This is a genomic window from Stenotrophomonas sp. BR163 (genome assembly GCF_047520985.2).
GTDB lineage: Bacteria > Pseudomonadota > Gammaproteobacteria > Xanthomonadales > Xanthomonadaceae > Stenotrophomonas > Stenotrophomonas sepilia.
The window spans coordinates 107,310-131,086 of the sequence record NZ_JAXBRE020000012.1; the positions used below are offsets into that span (position 1 = coordinate 107,310).

Sequence of the window (23,777 nt, forward strand, 5' to 3'; positions counted from 1 at the left end):
AAGCGCTGCTGCAGTGACTGCAGCAGCGCTTCCGGATCGTCGCCGAGCAGGATCGCGACCACGCCGGTGGCACTGCTGGCCACCAGCACGCTGCCCAACGAACTTTCGGCAAGCGCGAAGTGGATGACTTCGCCGCGACCACCGGCACGCCATTGCTTCGGCGTCATGCCCAGCAGCTTCGGCGCGTTCTCGTAGAAGCGTCCGCTGGAGCCGAAGCCGGCATCGTGGAAGGCGTCGGTGATGCGTTCCTTCTGCTGAAGTCCGCTGCGCAGGCGGTCGGCGCGCAGCGCGGCAGCGTACTGCTTCGGGGTCAACCCGGTTGCTTCCTTGAAAAGGCGATGCAGACGGGTTGGGCTGCAACCCGCGATCCCGGCCAGTTCCTGCAGCGAGGGTTCGTCGTGGCTGGCTTGAAGGTGGCGGCAAACCCGTTCGACGCGGGCATCGAGGGCGGTGGTGGCGGTGCTGTCCATGGCCGGATTCTGGCACGTGCTGGTTCTGCGGAAACTCCGTTTCCTGCACCGATGGGCCGGGCCCGGAAACGGAGTGTTGGCAGGCGATAGGCGCGGCATCGTGGCGGCCACTTCACAACCGGTACCACGACCATGCGGCTGAACAACAAGATCGCTCTCATCACCGGTGCCAGCGCCGGCATCGGCCGCGCCAGCGCCCTGCGCTTCGCTGCAGAAGGGGCAAAGCTGGTGCTCAACGCACGGCGGCCGGAGCCGCTGCAGGCGCTGGCCGAGCAGATCCGCGCCGCCGGTGGCGAGGTGGTGGTGCATGCCGCGGACGTGGCTGATCCGGCCACGGCACCGGCGCTGGTGGAACTGGCCCAGCAGTCATTCGGTGGGTTGGACATCGCGCTCAACAATGCCGGCATGCTCGGCCCCGGTGCACCGGCAGCAGAGTTCCCGGTGGATGCGTGGCGCGAGGTGATGGCCACCAATCTCGATGCCGCCTTCCACGCCGCACGCGCCCAGCTGCCGGCGTTGCTGGCACGCGGCGGTGGCTCGCTGGTGTTTGTCGGCACCTTCGTCGGCCACACCGTCGGCTTCCCGGGAATGGCGGCCTATGCGTCGAGCAAGGCCGGCTTGATCGGCCTGAGCCAGGTGATCGCCGCCGAATACGGCGCGCGTGGCGTGCGCAGCAACGTGCTGCTGCCCGGGGGCACCGATACCGAGATGGGCCGGCAGGCGGCACCGACCGGTGATGCGCGTGATTTCGTGCGCTCGCTGCATGCACTCAAGCGCATGGCCAAGCCGGAGGAGATCGCCAATGCGGCGTTGTTCCTGGCCAGCGATGAAAGCAGCTTCGTTACCGGTACCGCAATGCGCGTTGAAGGCGGCGTGTCGATCACCCGAACCTAAGCGCCGTCACGTGCGGGGCGAGTAGCGGAGGCCGCTGCTCGCCATGAATCCCTTCGGGTCAAACCGGGCCCAGGCCTCGCCCCAGCTGAAGCGGGCGTGGCCGCCTGCCAGTTTGCGCCCCAGTGCTGTGGCCAAGGTGCGCCGCATGAAAGCGACTTCGGCATCGATCGCGGCCTGGCTCGGCCAGCCGTCTTCCAGTGTCGCATCAGGCAGATCGGCACCCATCGTCACCATGTCGAGCTGTTGCCCGTGGAAGCCCAGGCTGATGCCAGCGGGCGCACCGCCCAGGCTGAGCCGGTGCAGGCTGAGCCAGACGTAGCCGGTGCCGACATCGCGCTCGCCATGCGTCAGCGTGGCGAAGGCGATGCGCGCTTCGTCCAGTGACAGGGTGGGGCCGATCAATGCGCGCAGGTTGCCGAGCTGGATCCTGCCGTCGGTCGCATTGAGGAGCATCGGCAACGCGTGAGCTGCGTGCTGGGCAGGGGAGGGCATGGCACACCGGTGAGCGTGGTGCCCCGGATTCTGGCCGCGCGGGGCGCTGGCGGCAAGCCGCTTCCTGCACACGATGTTGGCATGGGACTGACCCGCGGCTCACCCGGCAACCTCTAGCGTGGTGGCAACGTTGGCCTGCTGCCGGCGAGGGAGTTTTCGATGAACGAGCAAAGCAGGGATCAGGACCCAAAGCAGGGTATCCAGGAAAGCCGCCAGGACAGGAAGCAGGACGATGTGGCCAAGCAGCGGCCGGGGCAGCGCGATCAACAGGTGCGCGATGCGCACTCGCGCGGCCCGCAACGCAAGGATGGTGACCAGGAGCCGGCCTGAGCCGGAGGCGCTGAAAAGAAAAAACCCGCAGATCATGGCGATCTTCGGGTTCTTCTGAAGAATGGTGGAGCCAAGGAGGATCGAACTCCTGACCTCGTCATTGCGAACGACGCGCTCTCCCAGCTGAGCTATGGCCCCACGGCAGGCTTTCAGTGTAGCGCCGCCCGCCGCGCTTGCCAAGCGCCCGGCCGGGACGTGGCGGGGACGGGATCCACCGCCGTCCCGGACCGTTTCAGGCCAGGGCCTGCCGCAGCAGGGCGAATTCGACAGAGACCAGGCGTTGCGCAAGGCAATGCCGGGGGCGGCAGCAATGAGCAGTCGTTCCGCGAAGCCGCGACGCCGTAGCGCGAAGCCGCGGCGCCGTAGAAGTAAAGGCGAGAGTTGGTTTCGCAGCGCGCACGCGGGCGACTTGCGAGGGTCGATGTCGCGCTGACCCGGCTGCCAGGAGCTTCGGGGTCAGATCCGTTTTCCTTGGGAGAACGGAGCTGACCCCAAGGTGGTGCCGGCGGACTGTGCCGAAACCGCTTGTTTCGCCGGGTTCGGGTGCCGCGCAACGAAATCGTAACAATTTGGGGGATAATGGCCGCTTGCGCAGTTTCCCCCCTTTTTGCCGCCCGGCTCGCGCAGGCCGCACGGACGCCTCCTCAGAGCATTCCATGCCCTCCCATTCCGATTCCCGCCGCCTGTCGGGTCTGTCGTCTTCCTTCGTTTCCTTCCGCCGCCATCCGCTGGCCCTGGCCTGTGCCGGCCTGGCCCTGGTCGGCAGCTTCGGTGCCGCCGCGCAGGACAGCGCGTCGACCCCGACCGGCCTGGACACGATCACCGTGACCGCCGAGCACCGCGAGCAGAACCTGCAGGAAGTGCCGGTCTCGGTGGGCGTGGTGCAGGGCGAGCGCATGCGCGACTTCACCGCCGGCGGCGACGACACCCTGCTGGCACTGTCCGGCCGCGTGCCGAGCCTGTATGCGGAAACCACCACCGGCCGCATCTTCCCGCGCTTCTATATCCGTGGCCTGGGCAATATCGACTTCTACCTGGGTGCCTCGCAGCCGGTGTCGATCATCCAGGACGATGTGGTGCTGGAGCACGTGGTGCTGAAGTCCAACCCGGTCTATGACGTGGACCAGGTGGAAGTGCTGCGTGGCCCGCAGGGCTCGCTGTTCGGCCGCAACACCACCGCCGGCATCGTCAAGTTCGACACCCTGAAGCCGACCCAGGACTACACCGGCCGGGTCAGCGCCAGCTACGCGACCTACAACAGCGTGTCGATCGACGGCGGCTTCGGCGGCCCGATCAATGACATCGCCTCGTTCCGCGTGTCGGCGCTGTACCAGCACCGCGATGACTACGTCGACAACACCTACAAGGGCCCGAGTGCCGACGGCACGGTCAGCCAGAAGAAGAACGCGATGGGCGGCTTCGATGACCGCAACGTACGCGCACAGTTGCTGCTGACCCCGAGCGACCAGTTCTCGATCCTGGCCTCGGCCCACGCCCGTGACTACGAAGGCACCTCGACCCTGTTCCTGCGCGGTGCGCTGACCAAGGGTTCGAACAAGACCGACGTGCCGCGCGACCAGGTCGCCTACGACGAAGCCGACAACAACCCGCAGGCCTACAAGACCTACGGCGGCTCGGTGAAGGCGCGCTACGACTTCGGCGCGATCGACTTCACCTCGATCACCGCCTACGAGACCACCTCCGGTTACAGCCGTGGCGACACCGACGGCGGCGCTGCGGTGAACTTCCCGGTGAACGGCGTGCCGAACGGCTACGGCCAGTCGATGGGCCGCATCCGTGACCTGGATCAGTGGACCCAGGAATTCCGCCTGGCCAGCCATGACGACAGCGCGCTGCAGTGGCAGGCCGGTGCCTTCTACTTCAACGGCAGCGACACCACCGACTTCTACCAGCGCGCCTGGTTCCTGCAGGGCGCGGCCCGCAACCCGAACAACTGGGTGCGCCTGCGCAACAAGAACACCTCGTGGGCCGGTTTCGGCCAGCTGAGCTATGCCTTCACCGACAAGTTCACCGTCACGGCCGGCCTGCGCCAGACCCGGGACGAGAAGCACACCCGCCTGCTGAAGACAGCTGACACTGCCGCTGGCGTGGTCACCTACAAGGGCCGCACCGACGTCAAGATGTCCGACACCACCCCGAGCTGGGATCTGAGCGCGATGTATCAGATCACGCCGGACGTGAGCGTCTATGCCAAGGTCGCCCGCGGCTTCCGCGGCCCGACCATCCAGGGCCGCTCGGCCGTGTTCAATGCCGACTTCACCACCGCCGATTCCGAGACCATCCTGTCCTGGGAAGCGGGCGTGAAGAGCAGCCTGTGGGACAATCGCCTGCGCTTGAACGCCACCGCGTTCACCTACACCGTCAACGACATCCAGCTCAACGGCAACGATTCGGACGGCAACGGCGTGCTGTTCAACGCCGACAAGGCCAAGGCCTATGGTTTCGAAGCGGACATGGAGCTGCGCCCGATCCCGAACCTGACCCTGAGCGCCGGCCTGAGCCTGCTGCACAGCGAGATCAGGGACAAGCGCGTCTACGCGCAGGTCTGCGGCCTCAACGGCCAGGTGGTGTGCACGGTGAATGACCCGACCATCAAGGTCGGTGCCAACACCTTCGCGCAGATCGACGGCAACCCGCTGCCGAACGCGCCGAAGTACAACGTCAACCTGGCCGCCCGTTACGACTTCCCGGTCAGCGACGCGGGCACCATGTTCGTCTCCACCGACTGGAACAAGCAGGGCTACACCAGCTTCGTGCTGTACGACAGCAAGGAGTTCAATTCCAAGGGTGATTTCGAAGGCGGCCTGAAGATCGGCTACTCGGGCAACTACGGTGCCTACGAAGTGGCGCTGTTCGCGCGCAACATCACCAACGAGAAGAACCTCAAGGGTGTGATCGAGAACTATATGGCTGCGGTCTACAACGAACCGCGCACCGTCGGTGTCTCGCTGAACATGAACTGGTAAGGCGTTGCCACGGTGGCGGGTCTTCCCGCCATCGCACTGCTGGAATGCAAAGGGCGGCCCGGTGATCCGGGTCGCCCTTCTTCATGGCCTTCCACGGTAGCCGGACCGCAATCCGGCGCCGTGCTCGGCGCTTCAATGTGCCGGCAGCAGCGCCTGCAGCCGCGACTCCAGCTCCTGCTGGCGCCAGCCGGCCAGTGCGGCCGGCCATTGGCGGCGCTCCAGGTAGCTTTCCAGATGCTTGCGCGAGGCCAGCACGCCATCCGGCAGGCCCAGCTCGCGGCTGCGCTCGGCAACGGCGTCCTGCAGCCTCTTCAGTGCCTGCTTGTTGGTGTCGTTGGCGGGCAATGCCAGTGGTGCCTCGGCCTCATCGGCCAGCGGCGTGTCCAGCGCCTGCCACACCGCGCCGGCGAGCTTGCGCGGCGCCTTCGGGAACTGTTCAAACAGCGTGGCCAGCGCGGCGGCATCGGCCGGTGGCGTGCGTGCCAGCGTGGCGGCCAGTTCGTTGTCCAGGATCCAGCTGCGCGGGCGGTCGCTGCTGCGTGCCTGCACATCACGCCAGCGCAGCAGGCGCAGCAGGCGGCGCTGCGCGGGAGCATCGAGAAACTGCGCTGAGCGCATCGCCAGATGCGGCCAGCGGTCCTCGTCATTGGCGACGCTGGCCAGCAGGCGCTCGCCGTCGTCGTGCAGCCACTGCTGGCGGCCCAGCGCCTGCAATTTGGCATCAATGGCATCATGCAGCGCGAACAGATGCTCGACGTCGTCGGCGGCGTATTGCAGTTGCGACTCCGAGAGCGGACGGCGCATCCAGTCCGAGCGCGTTTCGCCCTTGGCCAGCGCCACGCCGGTGATTTCCGCGACCAGCTTCTGGTAGCCCATGCCGCCACCAATGCCGGCCAGCGAGGCGCCGATCTGTGTGTCGAACAGCGGTCGCGGCAACACGCCGCAGGTCCACTTGAAGGCAACCAGGTCTTCGCTGGCGCTGTGCATCACCTTGGTGATCGATTCATCGGCCAGCCAGGGCGCCAGTGCCTCGGTCATGTCGGGAATCAGCGGATCGATCAGCAGGATGTCCTGCCCGACCGCCATCTGCACCAGAGCCAACTGCGGCCAGAACGTGCGTTCACGGATGAATTCGGTGTCCAGGCCGATGCGGGCCGGACGCTGCTGGAAGTACGCATCCAGCTCGGCGGGGGTGGTGATCCAGGTTGCCACGGGTCAGGGCCTACTACTCGGGTTTGCTCAGGCAGGGGAGAATAGCCTAACGTCGGTCCGCGTCCGTGCCGAAGGAGATCCTGCTTGCGTTTTCCGCTGTCGTCCGTGCTGTGCACCGCTCTGGCCGTGGCCCTGGCCGGTTGCACACCGTCGCCCTCGGCGACACCGGAGCCGGGGCCGGCTGCTGGCGAAGACGCGCGGCCGCAGGAAGGTTCACTGGCGGAGCCGACACCGGGGACCGGGCAGGGCAGCGTCACCATTGCCGGTGAGGATGCCACCGAGGACGTGCAGCGGTGGACACCGCCACGGGTCGACCGGCAGGGCCGCAGCGTCGCCCAGCTGCGCCGCGCAGCCGAAAAGGCGTTCAGCGAAGGGCACCTGTACGAGGACGCCGACGCGGCGGTTCCGCTGTGGCTGGCGGTACAGGAGGAAGACCCGGATGACCGCCTGGCCCGCAGCGGCCTGCAGCGTGCTCGCCAGCGCCTGCAGCAGCAGGCCGATGCCCTGCTGGTTCGGCCGCTGCGGCAGCGCGAGGCGCTGGCCGAGGCGAGTCGCCAGGCACTGGTGCTGCTGACCCTGGCGCCGAAGGATGAGAAGGTGCGCGCGCTGCAGGGCCGGGTGGAGCTCGCCCAGCGCGTGGTGGCCTATAACCGTGCCGGCGAGGAAGACCTGCGATCGGGGCGGATCGGCGAGGACGGTGACGGTGCGATCGGCAACTTCCGTGAAGCGCTGGCTCTGGACGAACACAACAGCCGGGCGCGGCAGGGCCTGGCGGCGGCCGAAAGTGGCCTGATCCGCCGGGCCGAGGACGCCGCGCGCGTACGCGACTTTGCCAGTGCGGGCACCTGGCTGGCCGAAGCCAGCAAGGTCCGTGACTCGTCACCGACCATTGCCGATGCCTTCGAGCGCATCGAGCAGATCCGCGCCGCCGCGCTGCTGCAGCTGCGTGATGAGGGCCTGCGCGAGCTGGCGACGCCGCAGGGGCTGAAGCCGGCGCGCGAAAAGCTGGCCGAGGCCCTGCGCATCGCCTTGCCGGGGGATGCGGTGGTGGCCCAGCTGCGCGAACGCATCGATCTGGCCACCCATTACGGCAGCTTCCGCCCGGGGCAGGTGTTCAGCGACGCGATGCGTGATGGTGGGCGCGGTCCGCAGATGGTGGTTGTGCCGCATGGCGGCTTCCAGATGGGCGCGGGTGATGCCGAGCCCGGCTCCACCGACGCCGAGCGCCCCTCCCATTACGTTCGCTTTGACCGCGGCTTCGCGATGGCGATCACTGAGGTTACCGTCGGCGATTTCGAGCGCTATGTGAAGTCGACCAATGCCCGACCACGTGCGACCCGGCGCGGCCACTCGGTGGTCTATGACGAGCGCAGCGGCAATTTCATCCGCCGCAGCGGCGTCGACTGGCGTTCGGATTACGATGGCGCGCGCGCACTGGGCAACTCGCCGGTGATGCATGTCAGCGTGCGGGATGCCGAGAACTACGCGGCATGGCTGTCCGAGCAGACCGGACGCAGCTACCGGCTGCCGAGCGAGGCCGAATTCGAATATGCGCTGCGCGCCGGGAGCAGTGGCCGCTACCCCTGGGGAGACGCGGGTACGCCGCCGCCGGGCAGCGGCAATTTCACCGGCAGCAAGGACGTCTCGCCTTCGGGTCGGCACTGGCACAACGCTTTCATCGGCTATGGCGATGGCTGGTGGGGACCGGCGCCGGTGGCCAGTTTCCAGGCCAATGCTTTCGGCCTGCACGACATGGCCGGGAATCTGAGCGAATGGGTGGCCGACTGCTGGCACGCCAGCTACCGGCGTGCGCCGTCCGACGGTGTCGCCTGGTTCAACCCGGGCTGCCGGTCACGGGTGATCCGGGGCGGCAATTGGGCCAATGCGCCCGAGCAGACCCGTGCGGCCTGGCGGCAATCGCAGGATTCGGACACCACCAATGCGCGCATCGGCTTCCGTCTGGTGCGCGGCATCTGAGCGGCGTCGGGCTTCACCCGCTGCTGGCGTCCGCGCACTAAGATTGCGCCGTGCCCGCCAGCCGGCGGGGTCTGCTGGAAGACCACCGATGCGCAACGATCCCTTTTCCCGCTCGCCCCAAGGCCCGCAGCGACGCGGCCTGTTCGGCAACATCCGCTGGTGGGTGCTGCTGCTGGCGGCGGGCTATGCGGTGTTCTACTGGTTCTCCAATCGCACCGTCGATCCCTACACCGGCGAGAAGGTGATGATCGACAGCAGCCTGGATGCGCGCCAGGAGACCGCGCTCGGTCTGCAGGCCTACCAGCAGATCCTCTCGCAGGAACGGCCGATGGATCCGAATGCGCCGATCGCGCGCGATGTGCGCGACATCGCGCAGCGCCTGATCGCCAAGGTGGATGTGGTGGAGACCGCGCTGGCACAGGAGCACGGCGTGCAGCCGGCGCATTTCGCGCGGGATTTCCAGTGGGAAGTGAATGTGATCCCGTCCGAGCAGGCCAATGCGTTCTGCCTGCCGGGCGGCAAGATGGCGGTCTACACCGGCCTGGTGCCGGTGGCGCGTACGCGTGATGCGATGGCGGTGGTGATGGGCCATGAGATCGCCCACGCGCTGCTGCGCCATGGTGCGCAGCGGATGGCGCAGCAGAAGCTGACCCAGATCGGGCAGATGGCCGGTGCCGCCAGCGGCATGGATGCGCAGCAGCAACAGATGATGATGTCGGCGATGGGCTACGGGTATCTGCTGCCCTATGCACGCAGCCACGAGACGCAGGCCGATGAAGTGGGGCTGATGCTGGCCGCAGCGGCGTGCTTCGATCCCCGCGAGGCGGTGCCGCTGTGGCAGCGCATGGGCCAGGCCAGTGGCGGCCAGGCGCCGCCGGAGTTCGCCTCCACCCACCCGAACCCGGGCACCCGCATCCAGAACCTGCAGGCACTGATGCCGAAGGCGCTCGAGTACCGGCAGAAGTTCTGCGAGCAGGCAAAGTAGGGGGTTGTTCGTCAGGGCTGCGCTCTGCATCTGCCGAAGCCAGAGCAACAGCAACAGCAACAGCAACAGCAACAGCAACAGCAACAGCAACAGCAACAGCGTGCATTCCGTGGGATGCCGGGGTGGGTCCGGTTGCGGGGGACGCTGCAAGTACGTCCATGTAAGCTCGGTCGCCGCATCCATGCGGCTCACGCCCCCGCAACCGGACCCACCCCGCCTTCGACAGATTTCTGCTGCTGTTGGTAGGTGTCGACCTTGGTCGACACGGTAGATCCACGCCATGCGTGGATGCTTGTCGATCTCGATTCGATGTATTCGATTTCGATGGAGATTCATCCACGCATGGCGTGGATCTACCCCATTGCGGAAAACTGTCAGAGGTGGGGCGGTGCCGGAGTGCGGGGTGTCAGCCGCATGGATGCGGCTGCCAAGCCCCCATGGACGGGTTTACGGCGTCCCCGCACTCTGGCACCGCCCCGCCAACCCGCGGAATGCCAGCTTTTGCTGTTGCTGTTGAGGCTGCCGGCCAGCGGCCGGCACTATCGCGGGTGCAGGGCGCAGCCCTGCCGAACCCCCCTCTACTTGACCTGCACGTCGATCACGCCGTCGCCGACGCGGGCCTGCAGGGCGTCACCAGGTTGCACCTGGTCGATGTGCCGCACCAGCGCACCGTCATCGCTGCGGGTCAGGATGCTGTAGCCGCGCGCTACAGTCGCCAGCGGGCTGACCGCTTCCAGCGAACGCGCCAGCCCGCGCAGGCGCAGCGCATCGCGCCCCAGCAGACGTTGCATCGCTGCCTGCGGTCGTCCGCGCAGGGCGGTCAGGCGACGCTGCATCGCGTCCAGCTGGCGCTGCGGATGATGCCCACGCAGTACCGCAGACGCGTGACGCAGGCGCGCGGTACGGCGCTCCTGCTGCTGGTTGAACGCGGCATGCAGGCGCCGGCCCAGATCGAGCTGGCGTCGACGCAGCAGATCCAGTCGTGCCTGCGGGCTCTGGGCGTTCAGGCGCAACAGGGCGCGGTCGGCGCGCTGCATCGCCTGCTGCATCGCATGCCGTTGCAGCTGCACCATGCGGGCGGCCGTGCGGCGCAGGCGCAGGACCAGTTCGCGCTGGTCGGGTACCAGCAGCTCGGCCGCCACCGAGGGCGTTGGTGCACGCAGGTCGGCGGCGAAGTCGCTCAGGCTGAAGTCGGTTTCGTGGCCCACCGCCGAGACCACCGGCGTGCGGCTGGCGGCGATCGCACGGGCCAGTGTTTCATCGTTGAAGGCCCACAGGTCTTCCAGCGAACCACCACCGCGGGTCAGCAGGATCACGTCGTAGCGGCCACTGGCATCGGCGGCCTGCAGCAGCCGGGTGATCTGCGCGGCGGCACTGCTGCCCTGTACCAGGGTCGGCAGCAGGTCCACTTCCAGCAGCGGGAAGCGCCGGCCGAGCACGCTCAGCACGTCGCGCACGGCGGCGCCGGTGGGCGAGGTGATCACGGCCAGGCGCTGCACGTGCGCCGGCAGCGGCCGCTTGCGTGCCGGGTCGAACAGGCCCTCGGCCTCCAGCCGTGCCTTCAGCTCCTCGAAGGCGCGGCGCAGCGCGCCTTCGCCGGCTTCCTCCATGTGGTCCAGCACCATCTGGTACTCGCCACGGGCGTCGTACAGGGTCACCTTGCCGCGCACCAGCACGCGCATGCCTTCGCGCGGCACGAACTTCAGGTACTGCGCCTTCATCCGGAACATCGCCGCACGCAGCTGCGCGCGCGCGTCCTTCAGGGTGAAGTAGAGGTGTCCGGAGGCAGGACGCGCCACGCTGCCCAGTTCGGCCTCGACCCAGATCGCCGGGAAGCTGCCTTCCAGCAGGTCGCGGGCCAGGGTGTTGAGCTGGCTGGGGGTGAGGATGTCGTTGTTGCGTGGCTGCATGGAAACGGCGTGCTGCGGGCGGAACGGGGGCTCAGGATCGCACGTCAGCGCGCCGTGTGCTGGCCCAGTGCCCACTGCACGTGTTCACGCACCAGCGGCGAGGGATCGTCGATGCGGGTCTGCAGCGCAGCCAGCGCTTCGGCCGAGGACGGCGCATTGCCCAGCGCCACGGCGATGTTGCGTAGCCAGCGCTCATGGCCGCTGCGCCTGATCGGGCTGCCTTCGGTGCGGCGCAGGAACTCGGCCTCGTCCCAGGCGAACAGCTGGTCCAGGCGCGCGGTATCGAGGTTGTTGCGCGCGCGGAAATCGGCTTCGTCGGTGCGCTTGGCGAACTTGTTCCAGGGGCAGACCAGCTGGCAGTCGTCGCAGCCATAGATGCGGTTGCCGATCAGCGGGCGCATCTGTTCGGGAATGGCGCCGTCGTGTTCGATGGTCAGGTAGGAAATGCAGCGCCGCGCGTCCAGCCGCTGCGGGCCGGTGATGGCCTGGGTCGGGCAGACATCGATGCAGCGCGTGCAGGTGCCGCAGTGCGCCGTGGCCGGCGTATCGATCGGCAGCGGGATGTCGATGTAGATCTCGCCGATGAAGAACCAGGAACCGCCATGGCGGTCGATCAGGCAGGTGTGCTTGCCGATCCAGCCGAGCCCGGCGTTGCGGGCCAGTGCGCGCTCCAGGACGGGGGCGGAATCGACGAACACGCGGTAGCCCAGTGGCGCGACTTCGTCGTTGATCTGCGTGGCCAGCTTCTGCAGGCGGTTGCGCATCAGCTTGTGGTAGTCGCGGCCCAGCGCATAGCGCGCCACGTAGGCGCGGCCCGGGTCGGCCAGCGTCGCCCACGCTTCGGTGTCATCCTTGTGGCTGTAGTCCATGCCCACCGAGATCACGCGCACAGTGCCGGGCAACAGCTCGGCCGGTCGTGCGCGCAGGGTGCCGTGGCGCGCCATCCAGTCCATCGTGCCGTACAGGCCCTGGCCCAGCCAGTCGGCCAGGTGCGCCTCGTCCTCGCCGAGCTCGATACCGGCGATGCCGCAGCGCTGGAAGCCATGCGCACGGGCCAGTTCGCGGATGCGCTGCACGGCCTGGGCTGGATCGACGGGGGAGGGGGCGAGGGACATGCGCACCAGTATAAAATCCCTGCATGGCCAACCTCGCCGATCTGTTCGATTCCGCTGCCGCGCGTGCGCTGCATGCCCAGGCGTCCACCTTGGCGGGGGATGCTGGCTGGGGACTGATGGCGCAGGCCGGCCAGGCCGCCTGGCAGTGCTTGCTGCAGCATTGGCCGCAGGCGCAGCGCATCGGCGTGGTGGTCGGTGCGGGCAACAATGGCGGAGACGGCCTCGTGCTGGCTCGCCACGCGTTGCAGGCCGGGCGCGAGGTGAGGGTGATCGCCCTGCCGGGCCGGGCGCCATCGACCGCGCTGGCGCAGCGTGCAACATCGGAGTTCAGGTCCGACGGCGGCGCCATCACCGAGTTCGACGGCGCGCTGCCCGAGGCCGACCTCTGGGTCGATGCCCTGTTCGGGCTGGGTTTCGATCGCGCGCCGGAGGGCGCGGCGCAGGCGCTGATCGTTGCGATCAATGCGCAGGCGGCACCTGTGCTGGCCCTGGATGTGCCCAGTGGCGTCGATGCCGACCGCGGTGCGGTACCTGGCGCGGCAGTACGCGCTGCGCTGACCCTGCAGTTCATCGTGGCCCATCGCGGGCTGTACACCGGCGACGCGCTGGATCATTGCGGGCACAAGGCCCTGGCACCCCTGCAGTTGCCCGCGGCCGCATGGCAAAGCGTGTCGCCTGCCGTGGAGTACTGGACGCAGGCACGGTTGCCTGCCCTGTTGCCGCCGCGCCGCGCAAATACCCACAAGGGTGAATCCGGCCACGCGCTGTGCGTCGGCGGCAACCACGGCAGCGGCGGTGCCATCGCCATGGCAGCCGAGGCCGCCTTGCGCGCAGGGGCGGGGCTGTTGAGCCTGGGCACCCGCCGCGACCACGTCGGTCCACTGCTGGCTCGGCTGCCCGAGGCGATGACCCACGCGTTGGAAGACGGCGAAGCGCTGCCGGCCTTGCTTGACAGGGCGAAGGTGGTGGCGATCGGGCCCGGTCTGGGCCAGGACGAATGGGCACGCGCGCTGTTTGCGCGGGTGCTGGGCAGCGCCAAACCACTGGTGGTCGATGCCGACGCGCTGAACCTGCTGGCGCAGGATCCGCGTGCCTTGCCCGGCGCCGTCCTCACACCGCACCCGGGCGAGGCCGCACGCCTGCTCGGCTGCAGCACCAGCGACATCCAGGCTGATCGCTACGCCTGTGCGCAGAGGCTCGCCGAGCGTTTCCACGCGGTGGTGGTGTTGAAAGGCGCCGGCAGCATCGTGGCGGCGCCCGGGCAAACGCCCCGGTTGATCGCCGCCGGCAATCCCGGCATGGCCGTGGGGGGCATGGGCGACCTGCTCACCGGCATCATCGCCGGCCTGCGTGCGCAGGGCCTGGCCGCCTTCGATGCCGCCGCAGCGGGCGCGTTGCTGCATGCGCTTGCCGGCGACGCGGCTGCCGCTGACGGCGCACGCGGCCTGCTTCCTACTGATCTGCAGGCGCCGCTGCGGCGACTGGCCAACCCGGAACGCTTCCCATGACCGATTTCTTCCTTGCCGACAGCGACGCCACCGAACTGCTCGGGCAGTGGCTGGCGGCCACCCGGCCGCCGCAGGCGCTGATCGAACTGCGCGGCGACCTGGGCGCCGGCAAGTCCACTACGGCCCGCGCGCTGCTGCGCGCGCTGGGCGTGCATGGCGCGATCCGCAGCCCCACCTACACCCTGGTCGAGCGCTATCCGCTGGCCAGTGGCGGTGAGGCGTGGCACCTGGACCTGTACCGCATCGGCCAGGCCGGTGAGCTGGATTTCCTCGGCCTGGACGAGGGCAGCGCGGTCTTGTGGCTGGTCGAATGGCCGGAACGGGGCGCCGGCGCGCTGCCGCCGACCGACCTGGTGGTGGCACTGGAGATCGAAGGGCAGGGGCGCCGCGCCAGTCTCACCGCGGGCAGCGACGTTGGACATGAATGGCTGAAACGGCTGCCCCAAGGGGGCGACTTGCAGGCCATTTCTGTCGGCTGACGAGAACAAAGATCGGCAGGTTACGGATTATTAAGGAAAAAGGTGTTGCATTCCGTTCAGCGCGGTGATTGAATCCTGAGCCATGCGCCCGGGGAACCGTCTCATCGCCATCTGTGCCGCCGTCGGACTGGGTCTGGCGAGCGTCAGTGCGTGGGCGGGTGAAGTCCGCCAGGTGCTGCTGAACACCGGCGCGACCGGCACCCGTGCCGAGATCTCACTGGTCGGCAGTGGCGGCTACAAGACCCTGTCGCTGGCCGGCCCGAACCGCCTGGTGGTCGATTTCCCCGACTCCAGCGCCGTACGCAACCTGAAGATGCCGGCCGCGCAGGGTGTGGTCACGGCGGTGCGTACCGGACAGCCGGTCCCGGGCACTTTCCGTGTCGTGTTCGACCTTGCCGAATCGGTGGCGCCGTTCCGCCCGCAGATGCAGCGCGAGGGCAATGAATCCAAGCTGGTGATCGAATGGCCGGGTGATGGCCCTGCCGTGGCCACAACCAGCCGCCCGGCGACGCCACCGGCGGTGCAGCCGCAGGCGGCCGCTGCGGGGGGCTCAGTCGCGCCCACGCCGGCCGAGAACGCGCAGTCACGCACCGATGCTGCGCGGGCCACCGCCCTGCTGACCGCACAGGTGCAGCAGCAGGCCAGCGCCAGCGCCGCCGCACCCGCCACGCCGACCCCCGCACCGACCAGCGCGCCGGCCCAGGTTGCTGCGGCAGGTGTCGCGGCCAGCAGCACGCCTTCATCCTCGCCGGCTGCAATCCTCGCCGGCCAGCGCACTGCTGCGGTGGTGACCACGCCGCCGGCAACGGCCCCTACACCGGCACCGACGCCGGCCGAGCCGCCGCGTCCGGCCATGCCCAGCGATGCATCGCGCATCCGCATGCAGCCCGGCATGCGCCACCTTGTGGTGGCGATCGATCCCGGTCATGGTGGCCAGGACCCGGGTGCGATCGGCCCGACCGGCAAGCGCGAGAAGGATGTCACCCTGGCCGTGGCGCGTGAGCTGGCCCGCCAGGTCAACGCCACGCCGGGCCTGAAGGCCTACCTGACGCGCGACAGCGACGTGTTCATCCCGCTGCCGATGCGTGCGCAGAAGGCGCGTGCGAACAAGGCGGACATCTTCATTTCGATCCATGCCGACGCGGCCGAGAACCGTTCGGCCACGGGTTCGTCGGTGTACGTGCTGTCGACCAAGGGTGCCTCTTCGCAGCGCGCCCGCTGGCTGGCAGACAAGGAAAACGCGGCCGATCTGGTCGGTGGCGTTCGCCTGCAGCAGACCGAGGGCACGCTTGCCAATGTGCTGCTGGACCTGGCGCAGAGCGGTTACATGAAGGCGTCCGAAGACGCCGCCGGCCACGTGCTGGGCGGCCTGAAGCGGATCGGCAACAACCACAAGCCGAACATCGAGCGCGCCAACTTCGCGGTGCTGCGCACGTCGGACATGCCGGCGATGCTGGTGGAAACGGCGTTCATCTCCAATCCGGATGAAGAGCGCCGCCTGACGGACCCGGCTTACCAGCGCAAGGTCGCTGGCGCTGTGCTGGATGGTGTGCACACCTTCTTCAGCCGCCAACCGCCGCCGGGCACGTTGTATGCCGCCCGCGCGCAGGCCGAGATCGACGCCGCAGCCACCATGGCCGGCGGCAGCAAATAACCCGCCGAAGGCGGGTTTCTGCTTTCTGCAGAGTCGAGCCGCGCTCGACTGGGCCTTGTGGGTAGCCCGTCAGTCGAGCATGGCTCGACTCTACCCTCGGCCGCTCCGTTATCATCCCCGCATGACGTCTGCTACCCATCCGCGCCCGATCCGGCCGTTGCCGGAGATCCTGATCAACCAGATCGCCGCCGGCGAAGTGGTCGAACGACCCGCGTCGGTGGTCAAGGAGCTGGTCGAGAACGCGATCGACGCCGGCGCCAGCCGCGTTGATATCGATCTTGAAGAGGGCGGTGTGCGCCTGATCCGCATCCGCGACAACGGCAGTGGCATCGCGCCCGAGCAGTTGCCACTGGCAGTGTCGCGCCATGCCACCAGCAAGATCGCCGATCTTGACGATCTCGAATCGGTGGCCACGCTCGGTTTCCGGGGAGAAGCGCTGCCGTCGATCGCATCGGTCAGCCGCTTCACCCTGTGCTCGCGGCGCGCGCACGACGAGCACGGTTCGGCACTGCAGATCGAAGGCGGCAAGATCGGCGAGGTGACCCCGCGCGCGCATGCGCCGGGCACCACGGTGGAAGTGCGTGAGTTGTTCTACAACGTGCCGGCGCGGCGCAAGTTCCTGCGCGCCGAGCGTACCGAACTGGGCCATATCGAAGAGTGGCTGCGTTCGCTGGCGCTGGCACGGCCGGATGTCGAGCTGCGCGTGTCGCACAACGGCAAGGCCTCGCGGCGCTACAAGCCAGGCGATCTGTATTCCGATGCACGCCTTGCCGAAACGCTGGGCGAGGATTTCGCCAACCAGGCCGTGCGCGTGGACCACAGCGGCGCCGGCCTGCGCCTGCATGGCTGGATTGCGCAGCCGCATTATTCGCGCGCGAGCGCCGACCAGCAGTACCTGTACGTCAACGGTCGCTCAGTGCGTGACCGCAGCGTCGCCCACGCAGTGAAGATGGCCTACGGCGACGTGCTGTATCACGGCCGCCAGCCGGCCTATGTGCTGTTCCTCGAACTGGATCCGACCCGCGTCGACGTCAACGTGCATCCGGCCAAGCACGAGGTGCGCTTCCGCGATTCGCGGCTGGTCCACGATTTCGTCTATCGCACGTTGAAGGATGCGCTGGCGGATACCCGTGCCGGCATGTCGGCGCAGGAGATCGGTGCCGGCCCCGCGCATCCGGCGGACGCCGCCGCCGTCCCGACGGCATCGAGCGCCGGCGTGTCGGGGTTCGGGCTGGTGCGTGGGGCTGCGCCCGGCTCGGGAGGTGGTGGTGGCGGATTTTCAGGCTGGCGTCCGCAGCAGCCGCTGGGCCTGCAGGTGGCCGATGCACCGGCCGCCTACGCCGCGCTGTATGCCACGCCGGCCGGTGCCGAACGCGCAGCGGCGTTGCCGCCGATGCCGAGCGAGAACGGGTTGCCGGTGACCAGTGCCGACGCGGGTGTACCGCCGCTGGGCTACGCGATCGCGCAGCTGCATGGCATCTACATCCTGGCCGAGAACGCTGAAGGCCTGATCGTGGTCGACATGCATGCGGCCCACGAACGCATCGGCTACGAGCGCCTGAAGAATGCGCACGATGGCATCGGCCTGCAGTCGCAGCCGTTGCTGGTGCCGATCACGCTGGCGGTGGGCGAGCGCGAGGCCGACACCGCCGAAAGCGAAGCCGACACACTGGCGGCGCTCGGCTTCGAGGTGACCCGGGCCGGCCCCGGGTCGCTGCACGTGCGCAGCATTCCGGCACTGCTGGCGCATGCCGAACCGGAAGGACTGCTGCGCGACGTGCTGACCGACCTGCGCGAGCATGGCCAGAGCCGCCGCGTGGCCAGTGCACGCGACGAGCTGCTGTCGACCATGGCCTGCCATGGCGCGGTGCGTGCCAACCGGCGCCTGACGGTGCCGGAAATGAACGCGCTGCTGCGCGACATGGAAATCACCGAACGGTCCGGCCAGTGCAACCACGGCCGACCGACCTGGGCCCGTTTTTCGCTGGCGGAGATCGACCGCTGGTTCCTGCGCGGACGTTGAGGGGAGCATCGATGCGTTATCGGGGAGTGGCGGGCCTGCTGGCCGCCGTGGTGTTGGCCGCCTGCAGCCCGGCAACTCCGCCGGCGCCGACGGTCGCTGAAGATCCGGCCTACGCGGCCGCGCAGCAGCAATGGCGTGTAGCGCGCTACCAGGACCTGACCCGGCCCGATGGCTGGACGGCCCTGGTCGGCCTGCACTGGCTGCAGAACAAATCCCATTTCGTTGGCAGCGGCGCCACCAACGGCATCCGCCTGACGGTTGGCCCGGACAGGCTGGGCCTGCTGCGTCGCGACGGGACGCAGTGGTGGTTCACGCCTGAAGCCGGTGTCGATGTCAGCCACGACGGCCAGCCGGTGCGTGGCCGCATCCGCGTCGACACCGACAAGGACGCGCAGCCGACGCTGCTGGCCTTCGATGGCGGCAAGGGCCAGCTCAGCATCATCCGCCGGGGGCCACGGGACGCGCTGCGGGTCAAGCATGCCGAGGCACCTGCGCGGCGTGATTTCGCCGGCCTGCAGTACTGGCCGGGCGGCGCGGACTGGCAGGTGCAGGCGCGCTTCATCGCGCATCCGCCGGGCAAGACCTTGCCGATCGTCGACATCACTGGCTTGACCACCGAGATGCCCAATGCCGGTGCGGTGGAGTTCGAACGTGATGGCCGCAGCTGGCGCCTGGAGGCCATCGGTGCGCCCGGGCAGCCACTGTTCCTGATCTTTGCCGACCGCACCAGCGGCCGCGGCAGCTATCCGGCCGGGCGCTATCTGGATACCGATGCCCCCGCTGCAGACGGCACGGTGCGCATCGATTTCAACCATGCCTACAACCCACCGTGCGCGTTCACCGCCTACGCGACCTGCCCGCTGGCGCCGCCGGAAAACCGGTTGGACCTGCGCGTGGAAGCGGGCGAGAAGGCCTACCACCTGCCTGAAGGAGAAGGCTGACCATGCCGATCAAACACCTGTTCCGGACCGCGCTGTTGCTGGCGGCCTGCGCAGTGGCGCCACTGGCCACGGCCCGCGATGGCCAGGCCAGCCCTGCCGCGGCCGCGGCCGCAACCGCGGCCAAGCCGCCGGTACCCCTGTTGTGGAAAGTCACCGGCCCGGGCGATGCACGCGTGTACCTGCTGGGATCGTTCCATCTGCTGAAGCCACAGGACTACCCGCTGTCGCCCGATGTCGAGCAGGCGTTCGAAGCCTCGCAGCGGGTGGTGTTCGAACTGTCGCCGGAAGACATGCAATCGCCCCAGCTGGCCAGCCGCATGGTGCAGGCTGCGACCCGCACCGATGGCAGCGAGCTGAAGCGTGATCTGGATGCGGCCACCTGGCAGAAGCTGCAGGCCTTTGCTGCCCAGAACCAGTTGCCGCTGGCGCAGATGCAGGGCATGAAGCCCTGGTTCGTCGGTCTGAGCATTTCGATCGGGCAGATGCAGAAGCTGGGCCTGGACCCGGCGCTGGGCCTGGACCGCCACTTCATGGAACGCGCGCAGAAGACCGGCCGCAAGACCGCGGGACTGGAAGATATCGATACCCAGATCGGCATGCTGGACGGGATGACCGTGCAGGAACAGCGGCAGATGCTGGCCGAAGCACTGGACCAGGCCGGCAAGGCCGATGAGCAGGCGCGGTTGCTGCATGATGCATGGCGTCGCGGCGACGAGCGCCTGCTGTGGACCAAGATGGCGGCAGAGATGCGCCAGCAGTATCCGCAGCTGTACCAGCGCATCAACACCGGTCGCAACGATGCCTGGGTGCCGAAGCTGCAGCCGTACCTGCAGGCCGGGCAGGGCGGTACGCTGGTGGTGGTCGGCACGCTGCACCTGCTGGGCAGTGATGGCGTGGTCGAGAAGCTGAGGGCGAAGGGCTACAAGATCGAGCGCGTGTGCACGGGGTGCAAGGCCAAACGCTGACGCACGGTTGGCGCGATGCCAAACAAGACGGCGCGCCAGGGGCGCGCCGTTTTCGTATCAGCCGTTGCTGCAGCTCAGCGGCGGGTCTTGCCGCCGGTGCCGGTACCGGTACCGGTGCCGGGTTCGCCGGGCTTGTTGCCGGTTCCCGTTCCGGTGCCGCCCGGGCGCGGGCCACCGAAGCCGCTGCCCATGCTGCGCTGGAATTCCTGCCACAGCTCCAGGTTGCGCTCGGTCAGCTGGTTCATCATCGCCCACGGGGTCTGGCCCAGCAGGTTGCCCATCTGCTGGCGGAACTGCTGCTGCTGGTCGAGGAAGACCTGCATGCTGCGCTCCAGGTAGTTGCCCATGAAGCCCTGCAGGGAATCGCCGTAGAAGCGGATCAGCTGGCTCAGCAGCTGGGTGGACAGCATCGGTTCGCCGTCCTGTTCCTGGTCGGCGATGATCTGCAGCAGGACCGAACGGGTGAGGTCGTCGCCGCTCTTGGCGTCGCGGACTTCGAAGTCTTCACCGTCCAGGATCAGCTGGCGCACGTCCTCGATGGTGATGTAGCTGGAGATCTCGGTGTCGTAGAGACGGCGGTTCGGATACTTCTTGATGATGCGGGTCGCAGCCATGAAGCGGTACTCGTCACAGTAGACGCGCAGCATGGCGCAGTGCAGCAGCGGTTGCAACCGCCCCAGCCCCCGCCAGGCTTGGCTTTCAGCAGCGATCATGTTGCGCAGCAAGGGTTTGCGTGCTGCGCAGCATGACCATCGGCAGGGGCCGTCAGCGCATGCCGCAGCGGCCCCTGCGCGGCTTACCAGCCCATGTGGTGGCCGCCGTTGATGTCCAGGTTGCTGCCGGTGATCCATGAGGCTTCCTCGGCCACCAGGAAGGACACGCCATAGGCGATTTCCTCCGGCTTGCCGAGGCGCCCGGTGGGGATGTCGGCGATGATCTTGGCGCGCACGTCCTCCGGAACCGCCATCACCATGTCGGTGGCGACGTAGCCGGGCGAAATGGTGTTCACGGTGATGCCGAAGCCGGCGTTCTCGCGGGCCAGCGAAATGGTGAAGCCATGCATGCCGGCCTTGGCCGCGGCGTAGTTGGCCTGGCCGTATTGGCCCTTCAGGCCGTTGATCGAGCTGATCTGGATGACCCGGCCCCAGCCGCGGCGCCGCATGCCTTCGATCACCGGACGGGTGACGTTGAACACCGAATTGAGGTTGGTGTTGATCACATCGTGCCACTGGTCCGCGCGCATGCGGTGGAACGTCGTGTCGCGGGTGATGCCGGCATTGTTGACCAGGATCTCGACCGGGCCCAGCTCGGCCTCGACCGCACGCACCAGCGCCTCGGCACTGCCTGGATCGGAGACATCGCCCGGGAAGATCGACACGTTGTAGCCGCGCTCGGTCATCGCCTGCTGCCATGCGCGGGCCTTGTCCTCGTCGCGGTAATTGGTGGCGACCCGGTGGCCCTGGTCGGCCAGGCGTTGGCAGATGGCGGTACCGATGCCGCCGGTTCCGCCGGTGACCAGTGCGACGCGAGATGTCATGGAATGCTGTCCGGGAATCAGATGGGGGAAGGGGGATTCTGCAACATCGGCGCGGAAAGTGCGCCGGCCGGCAACAGGATGTCGGTCCGCGGCAGTCGAACCGGGTCGAATGCCCGTTGCGCAGTGTGCAGCAGCGCATCCCGGTCATCGGCGCCGTCCAGTGCGGCAGGGGCCTGGCCCAGCAGCTGCCAGAGCGCGCGCAGTACCGGCACCGGCCGTGTACTGTCCACCGGCAGCGACGCCAGCGACTTGGACAGTTTGTGGCCGGGGGCGTCGAGCAGCAGCGGCAGGTGCCAGTAGCGCGGCACCGCCAGGCCCAGCGCCTGCTGCAGCAGGATCTGCCGCGCGGTGGAATCGAGCAGGTCGGCGCCGCGCACCACTTCGGTCACCCCCTGCGCGGCGTCATCGACCACCACCGCCAGCTGGTAGGCCCAGCAGCCGTCGGCACGGCGCAGCACGAAGTCGCCGACTTCGGCACGCACGTCCTGCTGCTGCGGGCCACGCAGGCCATCGTCGAAGTGCACGACGCTGCCCGGTGGCACGCGGAAGCGGACGGCAGGGTCCGGTCGCGGTTGCCGCGCAACGCAGCGGTGGTGGATACCGCCGCTGGCAGCCAATTCGCTGCGGCTGCAGTGGCAGATGAAGGCCTGGTCGCTGGCCAGCAGCACGTCCAGCGCGGCCTGGTAGGCCTCGCCTCGAGCGCTCTGCCACAGGACCGGGCCGTCGTGGACCAGGCCGAACGCAGCCAGTGCCTGCAGCTGTGACTGCGCGGCGCCGGGCACGGTACGCGGCGGGTCAACGTCTTCGATGCGCAGCCGCCACAGGCCGCCGTGGTGGCGGGCCAGCAGCCAGCTGCCGAAGGCGGCAAGCAGGGATCCGGGGTGGAGCAGGCCGGTCGGCGAGGGCGCGAAGCGGCCGCAGGGAACAATGGCGGTCATGCAGGCTGAATCGTCGGTCAGGTTGGCGCTTGAATTCAAGCTGAGCGCACCGCAAATTGACGGATATCGACCCCTTCCGAGCCGGATTTTCCCATGTTCACCCGTATTGCCCTGTTCCTGGCGACCAACCTCGCGGTCCTGATCCTGGCCGGCATCGTCATGTCGATCCTGGGCGTGGACGCGCGTTCGATGAGCGGCCTGCTGGTGATGGCCGGCATCTTTGGTTTCGGTGGCTCCTTCATCTCGCTGCTGCTGTCCAAGTGGATGGCCAAGCGCTCCACCGGTGCGGTGGTGATCACCGAGCCGCGCAACCAGACCGAGCGCTGGCTGCTGGCCACGGTCGAGCGCCAGGCCAAGGCCGCCGGCATCGGCATGCCGGAAGTGGCGGTCTATGACGGCCCGGAGATCAATGCCTTCGCCACCGGTGCCAACCGCAACAACGCGCTGGTGGCGGTGTCCACCGGCCTGCTGCACAACATGAGCGAGGACGAGGCTGAAGCGGTGCTGGGCCACGAGATCGCCCACGTCGCCAACGGTGACATGATTACCATGGCGCTGCTGCAGGGCGTGCTGAACACCTTCGTGATCGTGCTGGCCCGCGTGGTTGGCGGCATCATCGACAGCGCGCTGTCGGGCAACCGCGAAGGCGGCGGCCGTGGCTTCGCTTACTACATCATCGTGTTCGTGCTGGAGATGGTGTTCGGCCTGTTCGCCACGATGATCTCGATGTGGTTCTCGCGCCACCGCGAGTTCCGCGCCGACGCCGGCGGTGCCTCGCTGGCCGGTCGCCAGAAGATGATCGCTGCGCTGGAGCGCCTGCAGTTGAACCACGGCCAGAGCACGCTGCCGACCCAGATTGCCGCCTTCGGGATTTCCGGTTCGACGGCCAAGAAGCTGTTTATGAGCCACCCGCCGCTGGAAGAGCGCATTGCCGCGCTGCGGGCTTCGACGGTGGCGTAAGCTTCTGCTTTCAAGGTAGTGCAGGAACGCCTGGCCTCGCGCCGGGCGTTTTTGTTGGCGCGCCGATGCATCGGTGGCGCCGGGTACGACCTGGCGAGAGTCGTTTCCGCGACCGCGGGGGGTGTCACTTTCTTTGCTCGTGCAAAGAAAGTAACCAAAGAAACACGCCGCCGGAGCGCGAGCCGATGCTGCGCCTCGGTACCCTGTGCTCCTCGGTCCGTCGAGGGACGGTGCGGGAACTCGCTGCGCTCAGACACCCGCACCTCTTCGCCCTCGCCGGACCTGCGGTGCTCGGCTCGCTCAAGGCGGACCCAAGGTCAAATGCCACAGCTGCACCCAGTACCTCTTCGCGACGGGTGGATGCTGTTGTTCTTGATCTTGATCTTCCAGTCCGCCTTGA

20 protein-coding genes and 1 tRNA gene are annotated in these 23,777 nt (G+C 68.1%); 12 read left to right on the forward strand and 9 right to left on the reverse strand.

Translation table 11 applies throughout. From position 1 onward, the window contains the following. Window positions 1–470: helix-turn-helix domain-containing protein (locus ACM0PY_RS12095; protein WP_495493260.1), on the reverse strand; the 470-nt coding region annotated here is incomplete at its 3' end. Between the two features lie 132 nt (window positions 471–602). Here ACM0PY_RS12095 and ACM0PY_RS12100 point away from each other — a divergent pair. After that, on the forward strand, window positions 603–1,364 hold the full coding sequence (locus ACM0PY_RS12100) for an SDR family oxidoreductase (protein ID WP_032954356.1): 762 nt from the start codon (window positions 603–605) through the stop codon (window positions 1,362–1,364). Between the two features lie 6 nt (window positions 1,365–1,370). Here the strand turns inward: ACM0PY_RS12100 and ACM0PY_RS12105 are convergent, their stop codons facing one another. Beyond that, window positions 1,371–1,856: a hypothetical protein gene (locus ACM0PY_RS12105; protein ID WP_134971979.1), complete on the reverse strand. Its 486-nt coding sequence runs from the start codon at window positions 1,854–1,856 to the stop codon at window positions 1,371–1,373. 159 nt (window positions 1,857–2,015) lie between these two features. Here ACM0PY_RS12105 and ACM0PY_RS12110 point away from each other — a divergent pair, with 159 nt between their 5' ends. After that, entirely contained in the window at window positions 2,016–2,186 is a 171-nt protein-coding gene (locus ACM0PY_RS12110; RefSeq protein WP_162838143.1) for a hypothetical protein, read from the forward strand. A gap of 62 nt (window positions 2,187–2,248) precedes the next feature. On the opposite strand, the gene ACM0PY_RS12115 is transcribed toward ACM0PY_RS12110, so the two are convergent. Next, window positions 2,249–2,324: transfer RNA gene (locus tag ACM0PY_RS12115), tRNA-Ala, on the reverse strand. Between the two features lie 518 nt (window positions 2,325–2,842). On the opposite strand from ACM0PY_RS12115, the gene ACM0PY_RS12120 reads away from it, so the two are divergent. After that, a complete protein-coding gene (locus ACM0PY_RS12120) occupies window positions 2,843–5,173 on the forward strand; it encodes a TonB-dependent receptor (protein WP_180884612.1) in 2,331 nt (776 codons plus the stop codon). Between the two features lie 132 nt (window positions 5,174–5,305). On the opposite strand, the gene rnd is transcribed toward ACM0PY_RS12120, so the two are convergent. Further along, window positions 5,306–6,385 (reverse strand): ribonuclease D, encoded by a 1,080-nt coding sequence (gene rnd / locus ACM0PY_RS12125; RefSeq protein WP_134971983.1) that lies wholly within the window; start codon window positions 6,383–6,385, stop codon window positions 5,306–5,308. A gap of 84 nt (window positions 6,386–6,469) precedes the next feature. Here rnd and ACM0PY_RS12130 point away from each other — a divergent pair, with 84 nt between their 5' ends. Further along, window positions 6,470–8,362, forward strand: coding sequence for a formylglycine-generating enzyme family protein (locus tag ACM0PY_RS12130; protein WP_061478067.1), 1,893 nt, complete (start codon window positions 6,470–6,472; stop codon window positions 8,360–8,362). A gap of 88 nt (window positions 8,363–8,450) precedes the next feature. Beyond that, window positions 8,451–9,347, forward strand: a complete 897-nt coding sequence (locus ACM0PY_RS12135; protein ID WP_005417787.1) for a M48 family metallopeptidase — start codon at window positions 8,451–8,453, stop codon at window positions 9,345–9,347. A gap of 578 nt (window positions 9,348–9,925) precedes the next feature. Here ACM0PY_RS12135 and xseA read toward each other — a convergent pair. After that, window positions 9,926–11,257: an exodeoxyribonuclease VII large subunit gene (xseA, locus tag ACM0PY_RS12140; protein ID WP_180885899.1), complete on the reverse strand. Its 1,332-nt coding sequence runs from the start codon at window positions 11,255–11,257 to the stop codon at window positions 9,926–9,928. A 44-nt stretch (window positions 11,258–11,301) separates the two neighbouring features. Further along, window positions 11,302–12,372 carry a tRNA epoxyqueuosine(34) reductase QueG gene (gene queG, locus ACM0PY_RS12145; RefSeq protein WP_061478065.1) on the reverse strand — a complete coding sequence of 357 codons (1,071 nt, stop codon included), beginning with the start codon at window positions 12,370–12,372 and terminating at the stop codon, window positions 11,302–11,304. Window positions 12,373–12,395: 23 nt separating this feature from the next. Between queG and ACM0PY_RS12150 the strand changes: the two genes are divergently transcribed. The 6 genes from ACM0PY_RS12150 (at window position 12,396) to ACM0PY_RS12175 (ending at window position 19,942) form a co-directional block, all read left to right on the forward strand. Then, a complete protein-coding gene (locus ACM0PY_RS12150; protein ID WP_180885901.1) occupies window positions 12,396–13,880 on the forward strand; it encodes an NAD(P)H-hydrate dehydratase in 1,485 nt (494 codons plus the stop codon). Beyond that, a complete protein-coding gene (gene tsaE, locus ACM0PY_RS12155) occupies window positions 13,877–14,359 on the forward strand; it encodes a tRNA (adenosine(37)-N6)-threonylcarbamoyltransferase complex ATPase subunit type 1 TsaE (RefSeq protein WP_134972929.1) in 483 nt (160 codons plus the stop codon). Before ACM0PY_RS12150 ends, tsaE begins: the two co-directional genes overlap by 4 nt. 82 nt (window positions 14,360–14,441) lie before the next feature. Beyond that, window positions 14,442–16,013 (forward strand): N-acetylmuramoyl-L-alanine amidase, encoded by a 1,572-nt coding sequence (locus tag ACM0PY_RS12160; protein ID WP_061478062.1) that lies wholly within the window; start codon window positions 14,442–14,444, stop codon window positions 16,011–16,013. Between the two features lie 121 nt (window positions 16,014–16,134). Then, window positions 16,135–18,036 (forward strand): DNA mismatch repair endonuclease MutL, encoded by a 1,902-nt coding sequence (gene mutL / locus ACM0PY_RS12165; protein WP_180885902.1) that lies wholly within the window; start codon window positions 16,135–16,137, stop codon window positions 18,034–18,036. Window positions 18,037–18,047: 11 nt separating this feature from the next. Further along, on the forward strand, window positions 18,048–18,977 hold the full coding sequence (locus ACM0PY_RS12170; RefSeq protein ID WP_134972270.1) for a DUF1684 domain-containing protein: 930 nt from the start codon (window positions 18,048–18,050) through the stop codon (window positions 18,975–18,977). A gap of 2 nt (window positions 18,978–18,979) precedes the next feature. Then, complete coding sequence (locus ACM0PY_RS12175; RefSeq protein ID WP_180885904.1) at window positions 18,980–19,942, forward strand: TraB/GumN family protein; 963 nt, start codon at window positions 18,980–18,982, stop codon at window positions 19,940–19,942. A 74-nt stretch (window positions 19,943–20,016) separates the two neighbouring features. On the opposite strand, the gene phaR is transcribed toward ACM0PY_RS12175, so the two are convergent. The 3 genes from phaR to gluQRS form a co-directional block, all read right to left on the reverse strand. Beyond that, window positions 20,017–20,556, reverse strand: coding sequence for a polyhydroxyalkanoate synthesis repressor PhaR (gene phaR, locus ACM0PY_RS12180; RefSeq protein ID WP_154351745.1), 540 nt, complete (start codon window positions 20,554–20,556; stop codon window positions 20,017–20,019). 182 nt (window positions 20,557–20,738) lie between these two features. Beyond that, window positions 20,739–21,479, reverse strand: a complete 741-nt coding sequence (gene phbB / locus ACM0PY_RS12185) for an acetoacetyl-CoA reductase (protein WP_111200717.1) — start codon at window positions 21,477–21,479, stop codon at window positions 20,739–20,741. Window positions 21,480–21,496: 17 nt separating this feature from the next. Then, window positions 21,497–22,417, reverse strand: a complete 921-nt coding sequence (gluQRS, locus tag ACM0PY_RS12190; RefSeq protein ID WP_180885905.1) for a tRNA glutamyl-Q(34) synthetase GluQRS — start codon at window positions 22,415–22,417, stop codon at window positions 21,497–21,499. 93 nt (window positions 22,418–22,510) lie between these two features. Here gluQRS and htpX point away from each other — a divergent pair, with 93 nt between their 5' ends. Continuing rightward, entirely contained in the window at window positions 22,511–23,377 is an 867-nt protein-coding gene (gene htpX, locus ACM0PY_RS12195; RefSeq protein ID WP_049415827.1) for a protease HtpX, read from the forward strand. Window positions 23,378–23,777: the final 400 nt, after the last annotated feature.

Excerpts from the sequence above, each read along its gene's own strand:
- ACM0PY_RS12110 (WP_162838143.1), top strand. The coding sequence starts at position 2,016 with ATGAACGAGCAAAGCAGGGATCAGGACCCAAAGCAGGGTATCCAGGAA.
- ACM0PY_RS12120 (WP_180884612.1), top strand. The coding sequence starts at position 2,843 with ATGCCCTCCCATTCCGATTCCCGCCGCCTGTCGGGTCTGTCGTCTTCC.
- ACM0PY_RS12160 (WP_061478062.1), top strand. The coding sequence starts at position 14,442 with ATGCGCCCGGGGAACCGTCTCATCGCCATCTGTGCCGCCGTCGGACTG.
- tsaE (WP_134972929.1), top strand. The coding sequence starts at position 13,877 with ATGACCGATTTCTTCCTTGCCGACAGCGACGCCACCGAACTGCTCGGG.
- ACM0PY_RS12105 (WP_134971979.1), bottom strand. The coding sequence starts at position 1,856 with ATGCCCTCCCCTGCCCAGCACGCAGCTCACGCGTTGCCGATGCTCCTC.
- phaR (WP_154351745.1), bottom strand. The coding sequence starts at position 20,556 with ATGGCTGCGACCCGCATCATCAAGAAGTATCCGAACCGCCGTCTCTAC.
- ACM0PY_RS12175 (WP_180885904.1), top strand. The coding sequence starts at position 18,980 with ATGCCGATCAAACACCTGTTCCGGACCGCGCTGTTGCTGGCGGCCTGC.
- xseA (WP_180885899.1), bottom strand. The coding sequence starts at position 11,257 with ATGCAGCCACGCAACAACGACATCCTCACCCCCAGCCAGCTCAACACC.
- queG (WP_061478065.1), bottom strand. The coding sequence starts at position 12,372 with ATGTCCCTCGCCCCCTCCCCCGTCGATCCAGCCCAGGCCGTGCAGCGC.
- gluQRS (WP_180885905.1), bottom strand. The coding sequence starts at position 22,417 with ATGACCGCCATTGTTCCCTGCGGCCGCTTCGCGCCCTCGCCGACCGGC.
- ACM0PY_RS12150 (WP_180885901.1), top strand. The coding sequence starts at position 12,396 with ATGGCCAACCTCGCCGATCTGTTCGATTCCGCTGCCGCGCGTGCGCTG.
- ACM0PY_RS12170 (WP_134972270.1), top strand. The coding sequence starts at position 18,048 with ATGCGTTATCGGGGAGTGGCGGGCCTGCTGGCCGCCGTGGTGTTGGCC.
- ACM0PY_RS12135 (WP_005417787.1), top strand. The coding sequence starts at position 8,451 with ATGCGCAACGATCCCTTTTCCCGCTCGCCCCAAGGCCCGCAGCGACGC.
- ACM0PY_RS12100 (WP_032954356.1), top strand. The coding sequence starts at position 603 with ATGCGGCTGAACAACAAGATCGCTCTCATCACCGGTGCCAGCGCCGGC.
- htpX (WP_049415827.1), top strand. The coding sequence starts at position 22,511 with ATGTTCACCCGTATTGCCCTGTTCCTGGCGACCAACCTCGCGGTCCTG.
- mutL (WP_180885902.1), top strand. The coding sequence starts at position 16,135 with ATGACGTCTGCTACCCATCCGCGCCCGATCCGGCCGTTGCCGGAGATC.
- phbB (WP_111200717.1), bottom strand. The coding sequence starts at position 21,479 with ATGACATCTCGCGTCGCACTGGTCACCGGCGGAACCGGCGGCATCGGT.